Annotated in this window: 17 protein-coding genes; 16 read left to right on the top strand and 1 reads right to left on the bottom strand. The window is 74.0% G+C overall.

The annotated features are described in order from the left end of the window. Positions 1-52: 52 nt before the first annotated feature. Complete coding sequence (ftsH, locus tag ABZ861_RS17200; RefSeq protein ID WP_361630618.1) at positions 53-2128, top strand: ATP-dependent zinc metalloprotease FtsH; 2076 nt, start codon at positions 53-55, stop codon at positions 2126-2128. On the opposite strand, the gene ABZ861_RS17195 is transcribed toward ftsH, so the two are convergent. Beyond that, a complete protein-coding gene (locus ABZ861_RS17195) occupies positions 2125-3015 on the bottom strand; it encodes an SAM-dependent methyltransferase (RefSeq protein ID WP_361630615.1) in 891 nt (296 codons plus the stop codon). The two genes, ftsH and ABZ861_RS17195, sit on opposite strands and share 4 nt — an antisense overlap. A gap of 536 nt (positions 3016-3551) precedes the next feature. On the opposite strand from ABZ861_RS17195, the gene ABZ861_RS17190 reads away from it, so the two are divergent. The 15 genes from ABZ861_RS17190 to dprA all read left to right on the top strand — a co-directional run bounded on the left by ABZ861_RS17190 (position 3552) and on the right by dprA (position 15348). Further along, positions 3552-4154, top strand: a complete 603-nt coding sequence (locus tag ABZ861_RS17190; protein ID WP_361630612.1) for a hypothetical protein — start codon at positions 3552-3554, stop codon at positions 4152-4154. A 617-nt stretch (positions 4155-4771) separates the two neighbouring features. Then, positions 4772-5194, top strand: coding sequence for a 30S ribosomal protein S16 (gene rpsP / locus ABZ861_RS17185; protein WP_361630609.1), 423 nt, complete (start codon positions 4772-4774; stop codon positions 5192-5194). 5 nt (positions 5195-5199) lie between these two features. Next, positions 5200-5439: an RNA-binding protein gene (locus tag ABZ861_RS17180; protein WP_161180513.1), complete on the top strand. Its 240-nt coding sequence runs from the start codon at positions 5200-5202 to the stop codon at positions 5437-5439. An 82-nt stretch (positions 5440-5521) separates the two neighbouring features. After that, positions 5522-6064 carry a ribosome maturation factor RimM gene (gene rimM / locus ABZ861_RS17175; RefSeq protein WP_361630606.1) on the top strand — a complete coding sequence of 181 codons (543 nt, stop codon included), beginning with the start codon at positions 5522-5524 and terminating at the stop codon, positions 6062-6064. Further along, positions 6064-6897: a tRNA (guanosine(37)-N1)-methyltransferase TrmD gene (gene trmD / locus ABZ861_RS17170; protein ID WP_361630603.1), complete on the top strand. Its 834-nt coding sequence runs from the start codon at positions 6064-6066 to the stop codon at positions 6895-6897. The genes rimM and trmD overlap by 1 nt, the downstream gene beginning before the upstream one ends. A gap of 136 nt (positions 6898-7033) precedes the next feature. Next, positions 7034-7384, top strand: a complete 351-nt coding sequence (rplS, locus tag ABZ861_RS17165; RefSeq protein ID WP_361630600.1) for a 50S ribosomal protein L19 — start codon at positions 7034-7036, stop codon at positions 7382-7384. A gap of 45 nt (positions 7385-7429) precedes the next feature. Then, on the top strand, positions 7430-8161 hold the full coding sequence (gene lepB / locus ABZ861_RS17160) for a signal peptidase I (protein WP_361630597.1): 732 nt from the start codon (positions 7430-7432) through the stop codon (positions 8159-8161). After that, a complete protein-coding gene (lepB, locus tag ABZ861_RS17155) occupies positions 8154-9218 on the top strand; it encodes a signal peptidase I (protein WP_361630594.1) in 1065 nt (354 codons plus the stop codon). The genes lepB (ABZ861_RS17160) and lepB (ABZ861_RS17155) overlap by 8 nt, the downstream gene beginning before the upstream one ends. Next, complete coding sequence (lepB, locus tag ABZ861_RS17150) at positions 9133-10155, top strand: signal peptidase I (RefSeq protein WP_361630591.1); 1023 nt, start codon at positions 9133-9135, stop codon at positions 10153-10155. Before lepB (ABZ861_RS17155) ends, lepB (ABZ861_RS17150) begins: the two co-directional genes overlap by 86 nt. A 169-nt stretch (positions 10156-10324) precedes the next feature. Continuing rightward, positions 10325-11104, top strand: coding sequence for a signal peptidase I (gene lepB, locus ABZ861_RS17145; RefSeq protein ID WP_361630588.1), 780 nt, complete (start codon positions 10325-10327; stop codon positions 11102-11104). Positions 11105-11231: 127 nt separating this feature from the next. Beyond that, positions 11232-11708, top strand: a complete 477-nt coding sequence (locus tag ABZ861_RS17140) for an NUDIX hydrolase (protein ID WP_361631035.1) — start codon at positions 11232-11234, stop codon at positions 11706-11708. 56 nt (positions 11709-11764) lie between these two features. Further along, complete coding sequence (locus ABZ861_RS17135) at positions 11765-12073, top strand: DUF2469 domain-containing protein (protein WP_358653186.1); 309 nt, start codon at positions 11765-11767, stop codon at positions 12071-12073. A gap of 109 nt (positions 12074-12182) precedes the next feature. Beyond that, positions 12183-12554: a YraN family protein gene (locus ABZ861_RS17130; protein WP_361630585.1), complete on the top strand. Its 372-nt coding sequence runs from the start codon at positions 12183-12185 to the stop codon at positions 12552-12554. Then, complete coding sequence (locus ABZ861_RS17125) at positions 12554-14188, top strand: YifB family Mg chelatase-like AAA ATPase (RefSeq protein WP_361630582.1); 1635 nt, start codon at positions 12554-12556, stop codon at positions 14186-14188. Before ABZ861_RS17130 ends, ABZ861_RS17125 begins: the two co-directional genes overlap by 1 nt. Continuing rightward, complete coding sequence (gene dprA, locus ABZ861_RS17120) at positions 14185-15348, top strand: DNA-processing protein DprA (protein ID WP_361630579.1); 1164 nt, start codon at positions 14185-14187, stop codon at positions 15346-15348. Before ABZ861_RS17125 ends, dprA begins: the two co-directional genes overlap by 4 nt. Positions 15349-15503: the final 155 nt, after the last annotated feature.

The following is a 15503-nucleotide window of genomic DNA, read 5'->3' as shown; positions in this document are numbered from 1 at the left end:
GGGGGCGCCCTCAGCGCGTGCCGGGGTCCGCCAGGCGCCGTAACGTCCAGATATGAGCAATGCCGCGCCGCCGGGCAAGGCACCTGATCAGCCGTGGCGCACCGAGGGCACCCCCGACGAGCCGCCCAGGCGGCCCGGCGGACGGAGGATGCGCGGCCGGTGGTGGGGCCTGGTCGTCACCGCGGTGATCGTCTTCCTGCTGGCCTACGGCGGCCTGAGCTACTTCGGCGCCGGCGACGAACCGACGATCTCGTACACCGAGTTCAGCAAGCAGGTCGACGCCGGCAACGTCAGCACGATCTACTCCAAGGGCGAGGCCATCCAAGGGCAGCTTAAAAGCGCCCGGACCGCGGCGGGCGGCGGCGCCTACACCAAGTTCAAGACGCAGCGCCCCGCCTTCGCCGGGGACAGGCTGTGGCAGAGCCTGAGCAGCCACCGCGTCACGGTCACCGCCCAGCCGGTCGTCCAGGAACGCGGGTTCCTGGCCAACCTGCTGCTGTCGCTGGCGCCGATCGTGGTGATCGCGGCCCTGTGGATCTTCTTCGCCCGGCGGATCGGCTCCGGACTGGGCGGCCCCGGCGGTCTGCTGGGCCGCAAGGCGCCGCCCCGGCCCGTCGAACTGCTGCCGGGCGCCCAGCGCACGACGTTCGCCGACGTGGCCGGGATCGACGAGGTCAAGGGCGAGCTGGACGACGTCGTCGACTACCTCAAGCGGCCCGACGACTACCGGCGCATGGGCGCCAAGATGCCGCGCGGCGTGCTGCTCACCGGGCCGCCCGGCACCGGCAAGACCCTGCTGGCCCGTGCGGTGGCCGGCGAGGCGGGGGCGCCCTTCTTCTCCGCCTCCGCGTCCGAGTTCATCGAGATGATCGTGGGCGTCGGCGCCTCCCGGGTGCGCGAGCTGTTCGCGGAGGCGCGCAAGGTGGCCCCGTCGATCGTGTTCATCGACGAGATCGACACCATAGGCCGGGCGCGCGGCGGCGGCGCCTCGATGGGCGGCCACGACGAGCGCGAGCAGACGCTGAACCAGATCCTGACCGAGATGGACGGGTTCTCCGGCGCCGAGGGCGTGATCGTGCTGGCCGCGACCAACCGCGCCGACGTCCTGGACCCGGCCCTGACCCGTCCGGGCCGCTTCGACCGGCTGGTCCAGGTCGCGCCGCCCGACCGGGGCGGCCGCGAGGCGATCCTGCGGATCCACAGCCGGGACATCCCGCTCGCCCCCGACGTCGACCTGGCCCGGGTGGCGCGCACGACTCCGGGCATGACCGGCGCCGAACTGGCCAACCTCGCCAACGAGGCCGCGCTGCTCGCGGTCCGGCGGCGCCAGCGGGACGTGACGCGGGCCGACTTCTCCGAGGCGCTGGAGAAGGTCCAGCTCGGCGCCGAGCGCGCCCTGGTGATGCCCGAGGACGAGCGCCGCCGCACCGCGTACCACGAGAGCGGGCACGCCCTGCTGGGCATGCTCCAGCCCGGCGCCGACCCCGTCCGCAAGATCACCATCGTGCCGCGCGGCCGGGCGCTCGGCGTCACCCTGTCGACGCCGGAGTCCGACAAGTACGCGTACACCGAGGACTACCTGCGCGGCCGGATCATCGGCGCGCTCGGCGGCATGGCCGCGGAGCAGATGGTCTACGGCGTCGTCACCACCGGATCGGAGAACGACCTCGAACAGGTCACCGACATCGCCCGCGGCATGGTGGGCCGCTGGGGCATGAGCGAGCACCTGGGCCGGCTGTCGGCGCTGCCCGGCGACGCCCAGCAGGCGTACGGCCTCTCCGCCGCCCCGCAGACGCTGGACGCCATCGACACCGAGATGCGGCGCATCGTCGACGAGTGCTACGAGGAGGCGCGCGGCAAACTGCGCGACCACCGCGGCCGACTGGACGCGCTGGCCGCCGCCCTGCTGGAGAACGAGACCCTGGAGGAGGCCGACGCCTACCGGGTCGCGGGCATCACCCGCCTGAAGAAGGACCTGGAGGCCGACGTCGACACCACCGCCGACGTCGACACCATCACCGACGCCCGCCCTGCCGCTGACACCACCGACTCCCGTGGCGCCGTCGGCGACGGAGCCGCCGCCGACGGCGCCGCGGAGGACCGGTCCGGCCCTGACGGCGTCTGCTAGGGAACCCGCGCGATCAGGTACCGGAAGACGTTCGGCATCCACACGGTGCCGTCCCGGCGGCGGTGCGCGTGCAGCGCCTCCGTCAGCTCCTTGCCGACCTGGTGGCGGTCGCTCGCGGCGACGGCCGCGTCGAACAGTCCCGTGGAGAGCATGCCGCGCACCGCGCTGTCGAGGTCGGCGTACCCGAACGGGCAGGCCACCCGCCCGGAGCCGTCCGGACGCAGGCCGGCGTTCTGTGCCGCCTCCTCTAAGTCGTCGCGGGCGGCGGCGGGAGGAACCGCGCCGCGCGGCGGATCGGCCGGCCGGCCCGCCACCCGCAGCACCGAGGACGTGGCGCACCGCTCGGGCGGCCCCCAGCCGGCCAGCACGACGGGGGTCCCGCGCTCGGCGAGCGGCGCCGCCGCGGCGAGCGGCCGCTCCAGCCCCTCCGCGTCGCCCGGCAGCCCGCCGATCGGCTCGAAGGCCGTCACCAGGTTGAACCGGGCCGCGCCGGGGCGGACCGCGTCCGCGAGGCCGTCGCCGTCGGGCGGCCCGTCGACGATCCGGACGTCCGCCCGCGCGTGCGGCGACCCGGCGGACCCGCCAGGGTTCGCCGTCCCGGGCCGAAGCCGCCGCCGGGCGAGGGCGAGCCGTTCGGGGAAGTCGGAGTCCGTCCCGGTGACCGCCGCCCCCCGGGACGCCGCCATCAGCAGGGCCAGTCCGGTGCCGCAGCCCAGGGCCAGCAGCCGGGTGCCGCCGCCCACTTCCAGTCGCTCGTAGACGGCCTGGTAGAGCGGGACCAGCATCCGCTCCTGGATCTCGGACCAGTCACGCGCGCGGGCACGCGAGTCCACCCGGGGCGTCCGCCCCGCGTGACGGACATGCCCGCGCACGAGCGTAGGTGTCATGGATAAGCGCCCCAATCCGACGAGAGATGCCGCTGTGTCCGGTTCCATGGCCCCCGTGCAGTACGCCCGCACTGCCCGTATGCCAGATAACTCCCCGCTTCCCCTCGCGTCCAGGGGTCGTGGGGGGCTCGGTCGTCCCCTTAAGGCGCCCCGGTCCCGGACGTCACATCCCGGCGACCCGGGTACCGGCCGCCCGCCCGGCGGCCGCCGAGACGGGCCGGTGCGGAGCGCCGGGGGAGCGCCCGGTAACGTCAGGGCCGACGCGCACGCCGTGCCCAGGGAAGGCTTCCGCGGGGAAAGCGGCCGAAACACCTCTTGCCCGGGGCGGGCGCACCGCCGCACCCGCGGGCGCGGCGGTCTACGCGCCGGGGCGTACGCGGGGCTACGCACCACCTTGGGCGGGGCTGTGCGGCTTCTCCGCAGATCAGCGCACCCGCCCTCGTCCGGACGCATCAGCGGCAACTGACGGGTACGTGCAAAATATTTGGGATGCCCCGGAATCGGAACACACTGGCGCCCTCGCTCGTTCTTATTACGTGAGCACGACACAGACACCACCTGTTCTCGCCGCGGAGCTGGCGCAGGCGTGGGCCGACATCCAACGGCACCACCCCGAGCTGCCCGATCTCGCCGCGCCCGAGTCACTGATCGGGGAGTCGTCGTCCGCGTGCGGGCACGAACTCTCCTTCGAGCGACTGCTCCATGAGGCAGTCCACGGAATCGCCGCCGCACGCGGGGTGCGCGACACCTCCCGCGCCGGCCGCTACCACAACCGCCGGTTCCTCGCCGTCGCCGAGGAACTGGGCCTCGACCACCCGGACGAGCCGCATCCGAGCAGCGGTTTCTCCCTGGTCACGCTCAGTCCCGAGGCGAAGCGGCGCTACCGCACCACCATCGAGCGCCTTCAACGCGCGCTGAAGGCGCACACGGCCGCCACGGCCGCCGACACCGGCCGGGCCTTCCGCGGCCCGGCCGCCCGCCACGGCTCCTCCGGGGGCGGGGTCCGGGTCAAGGCGGTCTGCGACTGCGGGCGCAACGTCCGGGTCGTCCCCTCGGTCCTGGCCCAGGCCCCGATCGTGTGCGGCGGGTGCGGCAAGCCGTTCCGGATCCCGGAGGCCGTGGGCGCGTCGGCGAGCTGAGGCGCGGCTGCTCGTGGCAGCCGCGCCTCAGCCGCGGACGCGGTCCGGCAGGCGGAGGCGGCGCCGGGCCGGGGCTACGGGGCCCCGGCCGAGCCCGGCGCCGCTCTGTCCTGCCCGGACGTATGCCCCGACGCGTGCCCGGACATCCCGCGCGGGCGCTCGCGGGCGCTCTGCCCGCACCCCGCACTTCGCGATTCGCGGCCCCGCGCGCTCGCCCGCACCCCCGCGCGCGGGTGCCCTATGCCGGGGGTGCCCCCGCTCGGGGCCGCCGTGCGCCCGCACCCCCGCGCGCGGGGGTCCTACCTTTCGCGTTGCCCGAGCCCGCCGAGGGGACGGCCCGCACTCCCACGCGCGGGAGCCCTACCCGCACCTCCCGCGCGCCCTGCCATGCACCTCCCGCGCGGGCGCGTTATCCGCACTCCTCCTCGCGCGCGGGCCGCCCTCCGCCCCGCGCTGAAGCCGCCGTGCCACGTATGGCACAATGGCAAGCTGTACTCGACAGCCGCACAGGACCCCTCTCTCCTCCGGCTGACGCGTCCGTCGGGCACTCGGGTACCGCAACCCCACGCGGCGTTCCGCCGTGCCCTACCACGTCAAATCCAGGAGAACCCACTCCCGTGGCAGTCAAGATCAAGCTGAAGCGTCTGGGCAAGATCCGTTCGCCTCACTACCGCATCGTCGTCGCCGACTCCCGTACCCGCCGTGACGGCCGGGCGATCGAGGAGATCGGCCTGTACCACCCGGTGCAGAACCCGTCGCGCATCGAGGTCGACGCCGAGCGCGCGGCGTACTGGCTCTCCGTCGGCGCCCAGCCGACCGAGGCCGTCCTCGCCATCCTGAAGAAGACCGGCGACTGGCAGAAGTTCAAGGGCGAGCCCGCCCCTGCGCCGCTGCTCCAGCCGCAGGAGAAGACCGCGCGTCCGTCGTTCGAGGCGCTGGGCGGCGACGACGAGGGCAAGGGTGAGGCGATCACCCAGAAGAAGAAGGCTGAGAAGAAGGACGAGGCCGCCGCCGAGTCCTCCGAGTCGACCGAGGCCTGAGCAGCATGCTCGAAGAGGCGCTTGAGCACCTCGTGAAGGGCATCGTCGACAACCCTGACGACGTGCAGGTCGCCTCGCGCGACCTGCGCCGCGGACGCGTGCTGGAGGTCCGGGTGCACCCCGAGGACCTCGGCAAGGTGATCGGCCGCAACGGCCGCACCGCACGCGCGCTGCGCACCGTCGTCGGCGCCATCGGCGGTCGCGGCGTACGCGTCGACCTCGTCGACGTGGACCACGTCCGCTGACGCTTTTCGCACACCGGCTCGGGCCGGGGAGGGCCACTGGGCCGTCCCCGGCCCGCAGTCGTATGACAGGAGATGTGCACACGTGGAGCTGGTAGTCGCGCGGATCGGCCGCGCCCACGGCATCAAGGGCGAGGTCACCGTCGAGGTACGCACCGACGAACCGGAGCTGCGGCTCGCGCCGGGCGCCGTACTGGCCACCGATCCCGCCTCCGCGGGACCGCTCACCATCGAGACCGGACGGGTGCACAGCGGCCGCCTGCTGCTGCGCTTCGCGGGCGTGAGCGACCGCACCGGCGCCGAGGCGCTGCGCAACATCGTCCTCATCGCCGAGGTCGACCCGGAGGAACTGCCCGAGGACGAGGACGAGTACTACGACCACCAGCTCATGGACCTCGACGTGGTCACCGAGGACGGGACGGAGGTCGGCCGGATCACCGAGATCTCGCACCTGCCCTCCCAGGATCTGTTCATCGTCGAGCGCCCCGACGGCAGCGAGGTCATGATCCCGTTCGTCGAGGAGATCGTCACCGCGATCGACCTGACCGAGCAGCGCGCCGTCATCGCCCCGCCCCCCGGGCTGATCGACGACCGGGCTGAGATCGCCTCCTCCCGGGACGAGTCCTGATGCGCCTCGACGTCGTCACGATCTTCCCCGAGTACCTGGAACCGCTGAACGTCTCCCTGGTCGGCAAGGCCCGCGCGCGCGGGCAGCTCGACGTGCACGTGCACGACCTGCGCGCCTGGACCCACGACCGCCACCACACGGTCGACGACACCCCCTACGGCGGCGGCCCCGGCATGGTCATGAAGACCGAGCCGTGGGGCGACGCGCTGGACGCCGTCCTCGCCGACGGCTACGAGCACGGCGCCCACGCGCCCGCGCTGATCGTCCCCACCCCCAGCGGACGCCCCTTCACCCAGGAACTCGCCGTCGAGCTCTCCGAGCGGCCCTGGCTGGTCTTCACCCCGGCCCGCTACGAGGGCATCGACCGCCGGGTCATGGACGAGTACGCCACCCGCATGCCCGTCTACGAGGTGTCCATCGGCGACTACGTCCTGGCCGGCGGCGAGGCGGCCGTGCTGGTCGTCACGGAGTCCGTCGCCAGGCTGCTGCCGGGCGTCCTGGGCAACGCCGAGTCGCACCGCGACGACTCCTTCGCGCCCGGCGCGATGGCGAGCCTTCTGGAGGGCCCCGTGCACACCAAGCCGCCCGTCTGGCGCGGCCGGGGCATCCCCGAGGTGCTGCTCAGCGGCCATCACGGGAAGATCGCCCGCTGGCGCCGCGACGAGGCCCTGCGGCGCACCGCCGCCCACCGGCCCGACCTGATCGTGCGCTGCGCCCCCGACGCGTTCGACAAGAAGGACCGCGAGACGCTGTCCATCCTGGGCTGGGCCCCCGACCCCGACGGGGCGCCGTGGGGCCGATTTTGGCGCAGGGCCGATGACGTGGAACAATGAGCCGCTGCTGTGCGCCGTCCGGCGTGCGCCCCTGCCACGGGGGGACACGACGCCCGCCCCGACCGCACGGCATACCTCCTGAAGACTTCCTAGTTTCCGTCGATGACCTGTGGCATCGGCGAGGAAAGCAGACGACATGGCCCACCTGCTCGACACCGTCGACTCCGCTTCGCTGCGCGAGGACCTCCCCCCTTTCCGTCCGGGCGACACGGTCAACGTGCACGTCCGCGTCATCGAGGGCAACCGCTCCCGTGTGCAGCAGTTCAAGGGCGTGGTGATCCGCCGCCAGGGTTCCGGCGTGCGCGAGACCTTCACGGTCCGCAAGGTCTCCTTCTCCGTCGGCGTCGAGCGCACCTTCCCGGTGCACACCCCGATCGTGGAGAAGATCGAGCTGGTCACCAGGGGCGACGTGCGCCGCGCCAAGCTGTACTACCTCCGTGAGCTGCGCGGCAAGGCCGCGAAGATCAAGGAGAAGCGCGACAACTGAGCGCCTTCCGGAGTTCATGGCGGGGCGGGATAGCATTCCGCCCCGATGGACACCGAAGCACAGCCGACGGAGCGCGACCGCTCCTCCCGCCCCTCCGGCGCCGGACCCGAACCGGTCCCGGACCCACAGGGGCCGGAGGAGCGGTCGCGTTCGTCGTGGCCGGCGCGGATCGCGGACGCGACGCCCGGCGGGCGGCTCACCCTGGGCGCGCTGACCTGCCTGGCTCTGCTGCTGCTCGTCAACGCCTTCCTTGCGCAGCCGTTCCAGATCCCGAGCGGATCCATGGAACGGGGATTGAGGATCGGTGACCGCGTACTCGTAAACAAGGTCGCGTACCGTTTCGGGGCCGCGCCGCGGCGCGGCGACGTGGTCGTGTTCGACGGCACGGGGTACTTCGGTGACGGGGACTACGTCAAACGCGTCGTGGGCGTGGGGGGAGACCATGTCGTCTGCTGTGACAAGGAGGGCAGGATCGACGTGAACGGCCGGTCGGTCGACGAGTCGGCTTTCCTGTACCCCGGCGACGCGCCCTCCGCGGCGCCCTTCGACGTCGTCGTGCCCGCCGGGACGCTGTTCCTGCTGGGCGACCACCGCGGCGACTCCCGCGACTCCCGCGACCGCCTGGGCTCCCCGGGCGGCGGCATGCTCCCGGTCGGCGCCGTGATCGGCCGGGCCGACTGGATCGTGTGGCCCCTGCGGGACGCGGCCCGCCTGACCCGCCCCGGCGCCTACGCGCGGGTGCCGGCCGCCGGCCACGCGGGCGGCGACCATGGGTAACCGCGGCCGACCGCGCGGCACGACGGGCGGCTCCTCCGAGAACCTGCTGCCCACCGGGGCCCGGCGCGCCTCCGGGCCGGCCGGCGGGCGCACCCGCGCCGAGCGGCGCAAGCTCCAGCGCAAGGTCAAGCGCAAGCGCAGGCGGTCCGCCGTGCGGGAGATCCCCCTGCTCGTCGGCGTGGCCGTGCTGATCGCCCTGGTGCTCAAGACGTTCCTGGTGCAGGCGTTCGTGATCCCGTCGGGCTCCATGGAACAGACGATCCGCATCGGCGACCGCGTCCTGGTCGACAAGCTGACCCCGTGGTTCGGCTCCGAGCCCAAGCGCGGGGACGTCGTCGTCTTCCACGACCCGGGCGGCTGGCTGGCCGGGGAGCAGACCCCGGCGAAGCACGACCCGGTCGTCGTCAAGCAGGTCCGGCAGGGACTGACCTTCATCGGCCTGCTGCCCTCCGACGACGAGAAGGACCTCATCAAGCGCGTCGTCGGCGTCGGCGGCGACCACGTCGAGTGCTGCGACGCCCAGGGGCGGCTGACCGTCAACGGCGTCCCCCTGAACGAGGGCGACTACCTCTATCCGGGCAACACCCCCTCCGACACCCCGTTCGACGTCACCGTCCCGCGCGGCCGGCTGTGGGTGATGGGCGACCACCGGGCCGACTCGGCCGACTCCCGCGCCCATCGCGACACCCCGTACGGCGGCACGGTCTCCGAGCAGTCCGTGGTGGGCCGGGCCATGGTCATCGGCTGGCCGTTCGGTCACTGGACCACGCTCAAGGAGCCGAAGACCTTCTCCGCCGTGGCGGGTCCGGCGGCCGGGTCGTCCGCCGCCGCGGCGCCGTCGCATAGGGTTGCCCCCTATGATCCCAACCGATCGGTTCAGCTCCCGACCCCTGCGGAACTCCCGCTCGTTATGGGAGTGGTGGGCCTGCGCCGGGTACGGTGCGGGCGGCGGCAGAGAGTGAGGAGTCAGCGTGGGGGATGTGGCGGTGGGCGCACGGTCCGGAAGCGACGGCGAGGAGTACCGCGGGCGTCCGGTGGACGCGGCGGCCTCCGCTGAGCACCGCGCTGAGCGCCCCGCAGGTGAGAGCGAAGCGGTCGAGGACGGCAGAGTGACGGAGCACAACCAGACGGACACGGCGGGGCCCGGCGAGCCCTCCCGGGAAGCGAAGAAGCCGCGCTCCTTCTGGAAGGAGCTGCCGATCCTGGTCGTCATCGCGCTGGTCCTGGCGCTGCTGATCAAGACCTTCCTGGTGCAGGCGTTCTCCATCCCGTCCGACTCGATGCAGAACACGCTTCAGCGGGGCGACCGGGTCCTGGTCGACAAGCTGACCCCGTGGTTCGGCTCCGAGCCCGACCGCGGGGACGTCGTCGTCTTCCACGACCCGGACGACTGGCTGGCCGGTGAGCCCACGGCCAAGCCCAACGGCCTCCAGACCGTGCTGAGCTGGATCGGCCTGATGCCGTCCGCGCAGGAGAAGGACCTCATCAAGCGGGTCATCGGCGTCGGCGGCGACACCGTCGAGTGCCGCAACTCCGGCCCGCTGACCGTCAACGGCAAGCCGCTGAACGAGGGGTCGTACGTCTACCCGGGCAACACCCCGTGCAGCGTCGACGACCAAGGCGGCCAGTTCCGGGTCACGGTGCCCAAGGGCTACATCTGGGTCATGGGCGACCACCGGCAGAACTCCCGCGACTCCCGCTACAACCAGATGGACCGGCACCACGGCATGGTCCCGGTCAAGGAAGTCGTCGGCCGCGCCATCGTGCGGGCCTGGCCCGTCAACCGCTGGGGCACCCTGCCGGTCCCCGACACCTTCGACCAGCCGGGCATCGGCCAGCACACCACGGCCGCCGGCGCCCTGACCGCGGCCCCGGGCGGTGTGGCGCTCAGCGCCGCCGTCCCGCTGGTGCTCTGGCGCCGCCGCCGGATCCAGTCGGCCGCGCGGGGACGCTTGGGCGCGGGCAACTCGGGGACGGCCGCCGGAAGCCGCTGAGCGAGGCCCCGCCGGGGCGGCCTCCGGAAGCCGCTGAGCGAGGCCCTGCGGGGGACGGCTCTGGAGGTCAGGTCGTTGAGCGGCCTCCTGTGAAGCCGTCGTGGAACTGTTCCGCGGCGGCCCCGGAGGGGCTGCCCCGGCCGGGTACCGCCCGGTAGGGTGCGGCTCCATGGGCAGCGAGAGCACGACGCGTACGGCCCCGCGCAGCGGGGGCACAGGCACCGGCCCGGCGGGCGGCAAGACGGGACAGCGACTGTCCGGACTGGCCGTGGCGCTGGGCCTGGTGCTCTTCCTCGGCGGATTCGCCTGGGCGGCGGTGGTCTACCGCCCCTACACCGTGCCCACCAGCTCGATGACGCCCACGATCGGCATGGGCGACCGGGTGCTGGCCCAGCGCGTGGACGGCGCCGAGGTGCGCCGCGGCGACGTCGTGGTGTTCCGCGACACGTCCTGGGTGCAGAACGCGCCCGTGGTCAAGCGGGTGGTGGCGGTCGGCGGCGACACGGTCGCCTGCTGCCGGCAGGGCAAGCTGACCGTGAACGGCAAGGAGATCGACGAGCCGTATCTGAAGGGCGGCCCCGCCGAGGTCAGGAACTTCCCCACGGTGAAGGTGCCCCCGGGCCGCCTCTTCCTGCTCGGCGACGAACGCCAGGGCTCCCTGGACTCCAGCGCCCACCTCGCCGACGCGGCCCAGGGCACCGTCTCCCGCTCCGACGTCAGCGCCCGGGTGGACGCCGTCGTCTGGCCCGCCAAGGGCATGCTGGAGCGCCCCACCGGGTTCCGGGCGCTGGGCGCCCTGTCCGAGCCGGGGCCGCTGCGCACGGTCGTCCTGATGATCGTCGCCGGTGCCGTCCTGGTGCTCGCCGGGGGCGCTTACGGCCCGATCGCCAAGCGGCTGGGCGCCTCCTCCCGGGCCCGCGGCCGGACGGAGCCGGTCCGTGCCCGCTGAGGCCGGGAACGGCGCCGATCGCGGGCCCGGGGAGCCCGGCTCAAGCGGGGAGCCCAGCCCCGGCGGGGAGCACCGCTCAAGCGGCGAGCGCGGCCCGGCGGCGGAGCGGCAGGCGCACGGCGGTGGGTTGCGCAAGGTGTCCCGGGTGGTCCTGCTGGATCCGGCGGACCGCGTCCTGCTGCTGCACGGCCACGAGCCGGACGACCCGGCCGACGACTGGTGGTTCACGCCCGGCGGCGGCCTGGAGGGCGAGGAGACCCGCGAGGAGGCCGCACTGCGGGAACTCGCGGAGGAGACCGGCGTCACCGAGGTCGAACTGGGGCCCGTGCTGTGGCGCCGCCGCTGCTCCTTCCCCTTCGCCGGCCGGCGCTGGGACCAGGACGAGTGGTACTACCTGGCCCGCACCGCCCAGACGGCGATCGCGGCGACCGGCCTGACCGAACTGGAGCGGCGCAGCGTCGCCGGAGCACGCTGGTGGACGTGCCGGGAACTGGCCCGGTCGCATGAGACCGTGTATCCGACCAGACTCGCCGAGCTGCTGCGCACGCTGCTCGACGAAGGTCCCCCGGCCGGGCCCGTCACCCTGGACACCGAAATCGTCTAGGTGCGCGCGGGACTGGCGCACAATGGGGGGACCGCACGGCTGAAGGGGAACATGCCATGAGCGCCGAGGACCTCGAGAAGTACGAGACCGAGATGGAGCTGAAGCTCTACCGGGAGTACCGCGACGTCGTCGGTCTGTTCAAATACGTGATCGAGACCGAGCGGCGCTTCTACCTCACCAACGACTACGAGATGCAGGTGCACTCCGTCCAGGGAGAGGTGTTCTTCGAGGTGACGATGGCCGACGCGTGGGTGTGGGACATGTACAGGCCAGCCCGGTTCGTCAAGCAGGTGCGCGTCCTCACGTTCAAGGACGTGAACATCGAGGAGCTGAACAAGACCGACCTGGAACTGCCCGGCGGCTGACGCGCGCACCCTCCCGGGTGACGGGATTGTCCACAACCGGCGAGTAGTCCACCAAGATCCACACGGCCCGCCCGGCTGCCCCATCGTGGGCGCCGGAGGTGGTGCCGACATGAGCACACAGCAGGCGCGCAGGGCGCTCGGCAGGTACGGAGAGGATCTGGCCGCCCGGCGGCTCGCCGGGGCCGGTCTGACGGTCCTGGAGCGCAACTGGCGCTGCGGCAGAAGCGGCGAGATCGACATCGTGGCCGGTGACGGCGACGTGCTGGTCGTCTGCGAGGTCAAGACCCGCCGGGCCGGCGCCTTCCAGCATCCGATGGCGGCCCTCACCCCGCGGAAGGCCGAGCGGCTGCGCGGTCTCGCGCAGCGCTGGATCCAGTCCCACGGCGGCGCTCCTCCGGGCGGCGTCCGCATCGATCTGGTCGGCGTCCTGCTGCCCCGGCGCGGCGCGCCCGTGGTCGAGCACGTGCGGGGGGCGGCCTGATGGGATTCGCGCGTACCTGCTCCGTCGCCCTCGTCGGCGTCGAGGGCGTGGTCGTCGAGGTGCAGGCCGACCTCGAACCGGGCGTCGCCGCCTTCACCCTGGTGGGCCTGCCCGACAAGAGCCTGACCGAGAGCCGGGACCGGGTGCGGGCCGCCGTGGTCAACTCCGGGGCGGAGTGGCCGCAGAAGAAGCTCACCGTGGGACTCAGCCCGGCCTCGGTGCCCAAGGCCGGCAGCGGCTTCGACATGGCCGTGGCCTGCGCGGTGCTCGGCGCCGCCGAGCGGATCGACCCCCGGGTGCTCGCCGACGTCGTGATGATCGGCGAACTCGGACTGGACGGCCGGGCGCGCCCCGTGCGGGGCATCCTGCCGGCCGTGCTGGCCGCCGCCGACGCCGGATACGAGCAGGTGGTCGTGCCCGAGTGCGCCGCCGCCGAGGCCGCGCTGGTGCCCGGCGTCGCCGTGCTCGGCGTCCGCAGCCTGCGCCAGCTCATCGCCGTGCTGACCGACGAGCCCGTCCCCGAGGAGGAACCGGACGACCGGGGCCGCCCCGACCCGCTCCTGGCCGGACTGCGGATGCCGGGCACGGGAGCGGCCACCGGCGCGGACGGCATGGGCGGCCTGGGCGCCGTCCAGCACGACCACGGCCACGATCTGGCCGACGTGGTGGGCCAGACCTCCGCGCGGACGGCCGTGGAGGTCGCCGCCGCCGGCGGACACCACCTGTTCCTGCAAGGGCCGCCCGGCGCCGGCAAGACCATGCTCGCCGAGCGGCTGCCCGCCGTGCTGCCTCCCCTCGACCGGCAGGAGTCCCTGGAGGTCACGGCGGTCCACTCGGTGGCGGGACTGCTGCCGCCGGGCAAGCCCCTGATCGACGGCGCCCCGTACTGCGCCCCGCACCACTCGGCCACGATGCAGGCGCTGGTCGGCGGCGGACACGGCATCGCCCGCCCCGGCGCCGTCTCCCTCGCCCACCGCGGCGTGCTCTTCCTGGACGAGACCCCGGAGTTCAGCAGCCGCGCCCTGGACGCCCTGCGCCAGCCGCTGGAGGCGGGGCACGTGGTGATCGCCCGCAGTGCCGGGGTGGTGCGCTTCCCGGCCAGCTTCCTGATGGTGCTCGCGGCCAACCCGTGCCCGTGCGGCCGGTTCTCGCTGCGCGACCCCCTGTGCGAGTGCCCTCCGGCCGCGATCCGCCGCTATCAGGCCCGCCTCTCCGGGCCGCTGCTCGACCGGGTGGACCTGCGGGTCGAGGTCGATCCGGTCACCCGCTCGCAGCTCACCGGCGCCGGGGCCCGGGGCGAGTCGACCGCGACGGTGGCCGCCCGCGTGCGGGCCGCCCGGGAGCGGGCGGCGGCCCGGCTCGCGGGCACGCCCTGGCGGACCAACAGCGACGTCCCCGGCCGCGAGCTGCGCAGCCGCTGGCATCCGGCACCCGGCGTGCTGGAGGAGGCCGAGCGCAGCCTGGAGCGCGGGGCGCTCACCGCCCGCGGACTCGACCGGGTGCTCCGGGTCGCCTGGACCGTCGCCGACCTGGCCGGTCACGACCGGCCCGGCGCGGGCGACGTCGCGCTCGCCCTGCAACTGCGCACCGGGGTGCCGCGCGGCGTGCCCCTGTCCGTCGGGGGGCCGGCGTGAGCGCCCCGGACGGCGGCGACCGCGGCGATCTGCTGGCCCGGGTCTTCCTCAGCCGCGTCCTCGAACCCGGCGACCCCGCGGGCGGCCGCTGGGTGCGCGAACTGGGCGCCGCGACGGTGGCCCGCAGGCTCCGCGAGGGCGGCCCGCGGCTCGCCGGCGCCTCCGACCGGCGGTGGGCCGGGCTGTGCGCCCGCGCCGCCCGCGCCGACCCGGAGCAGGACCTCGCCCAGGCGCGCGCGGCGGGCGTGCGGTTCGTGCGGCCCGGCGACGCCGAGTGGCCCGCCCAGCTCGACGACCTGTCGGACGCCCGGCCCACCGGACTCTGGGTGCGCGGTGCGCCCAGTCTGCGCCTGTGGGCGCTGCGCTCGGTCGCCGTGGTCGGCGCGCGGGCGTGCAGCGGGTACGGCGCGCACATGGCCGCGATGCTCGCCGCCGACCTCGCGGAGCGCGGCTGGGTGGTGGTCTCCGGCGGCGCCTACGGAGTCGACGGCGCCGCCCATCGCGGCGCGCTCGGCAGCGGGGGCGCCACCGTCGCGGTCCTGGCCTGCGGCGTCGACCGGCCCTACCCGCGCGGTCACGCCGAGCTGATCCACCGGATCGCCCAGCAGGGTCTGGTGATCGGCGAGCTGCCGCCGGGGGAGCATCCGACGCCGAGCAGGTTCGTCGTCCGCAACCGGGTCATCGCGGCCCTGACCCGGGGCACCGTCGTCGTCGAGGCCGCCTACCGCAGCGGCTCCCTGGTCACCGCGCGGGCCGCGCGGCGGCTCGGGCGGCACACCATAGGGGTGCCGGGCCCGGTCACCAGCTCGCTCTCCGCGGGCGTGCACGAACTGCTGCGCGGCGGGGCGGAGCTGGTCACGGACGCTGCGGAGGTCGTCGAGCTGGTCGGGGACATGGGCGAGCTGGCGCCGGACCGGCGCGGCCCCGTCCTCCCGCGCGACCTGCTGGAGGCCGACACCCGGCAGGTCCTGGCCGCGCTCCCCGCTCGCGGCGTGGTCGGCGCGGCCGAGGTCGCCCGCGGCGCACGGACCACGACGGACGACGCGGTCGCGCGACTGTACGAACTCCGAGCGCTTGGTTACGCCGAACGGCAAGGCGAAGGATGGAAGTTGACACGCCAGGCGATGAACTCGATCCGGCCAGGCCGCGAGGAGCGATGACAGAGCGTGTTCGGCCGTCCGGGGGAATGCCGGTGCCTGCGGAAATACCCGCCGCCGCCACCGGGGATCACTCACCCTGAGTGATGAAGATGGGCCGCCGAAGTGCCCTGGGGAGCGTGTCCGCGCACGCCCGGGGCGTCCTCGTTCGCGCATCG

Source organism: Streptomyces sp. NPDC046985 (genome assembly GCF_040644415.1).
Classification (GTDB): Bacteria; Actinomycetota; Actinomycetes; order Streptomycetales; family Streptomycetaceae; genus Streptomyces.
Note: the sequence above shows the minus strand (reverse complement) of the source record. Positions and strands in the feature narration are given on the sequence as shown.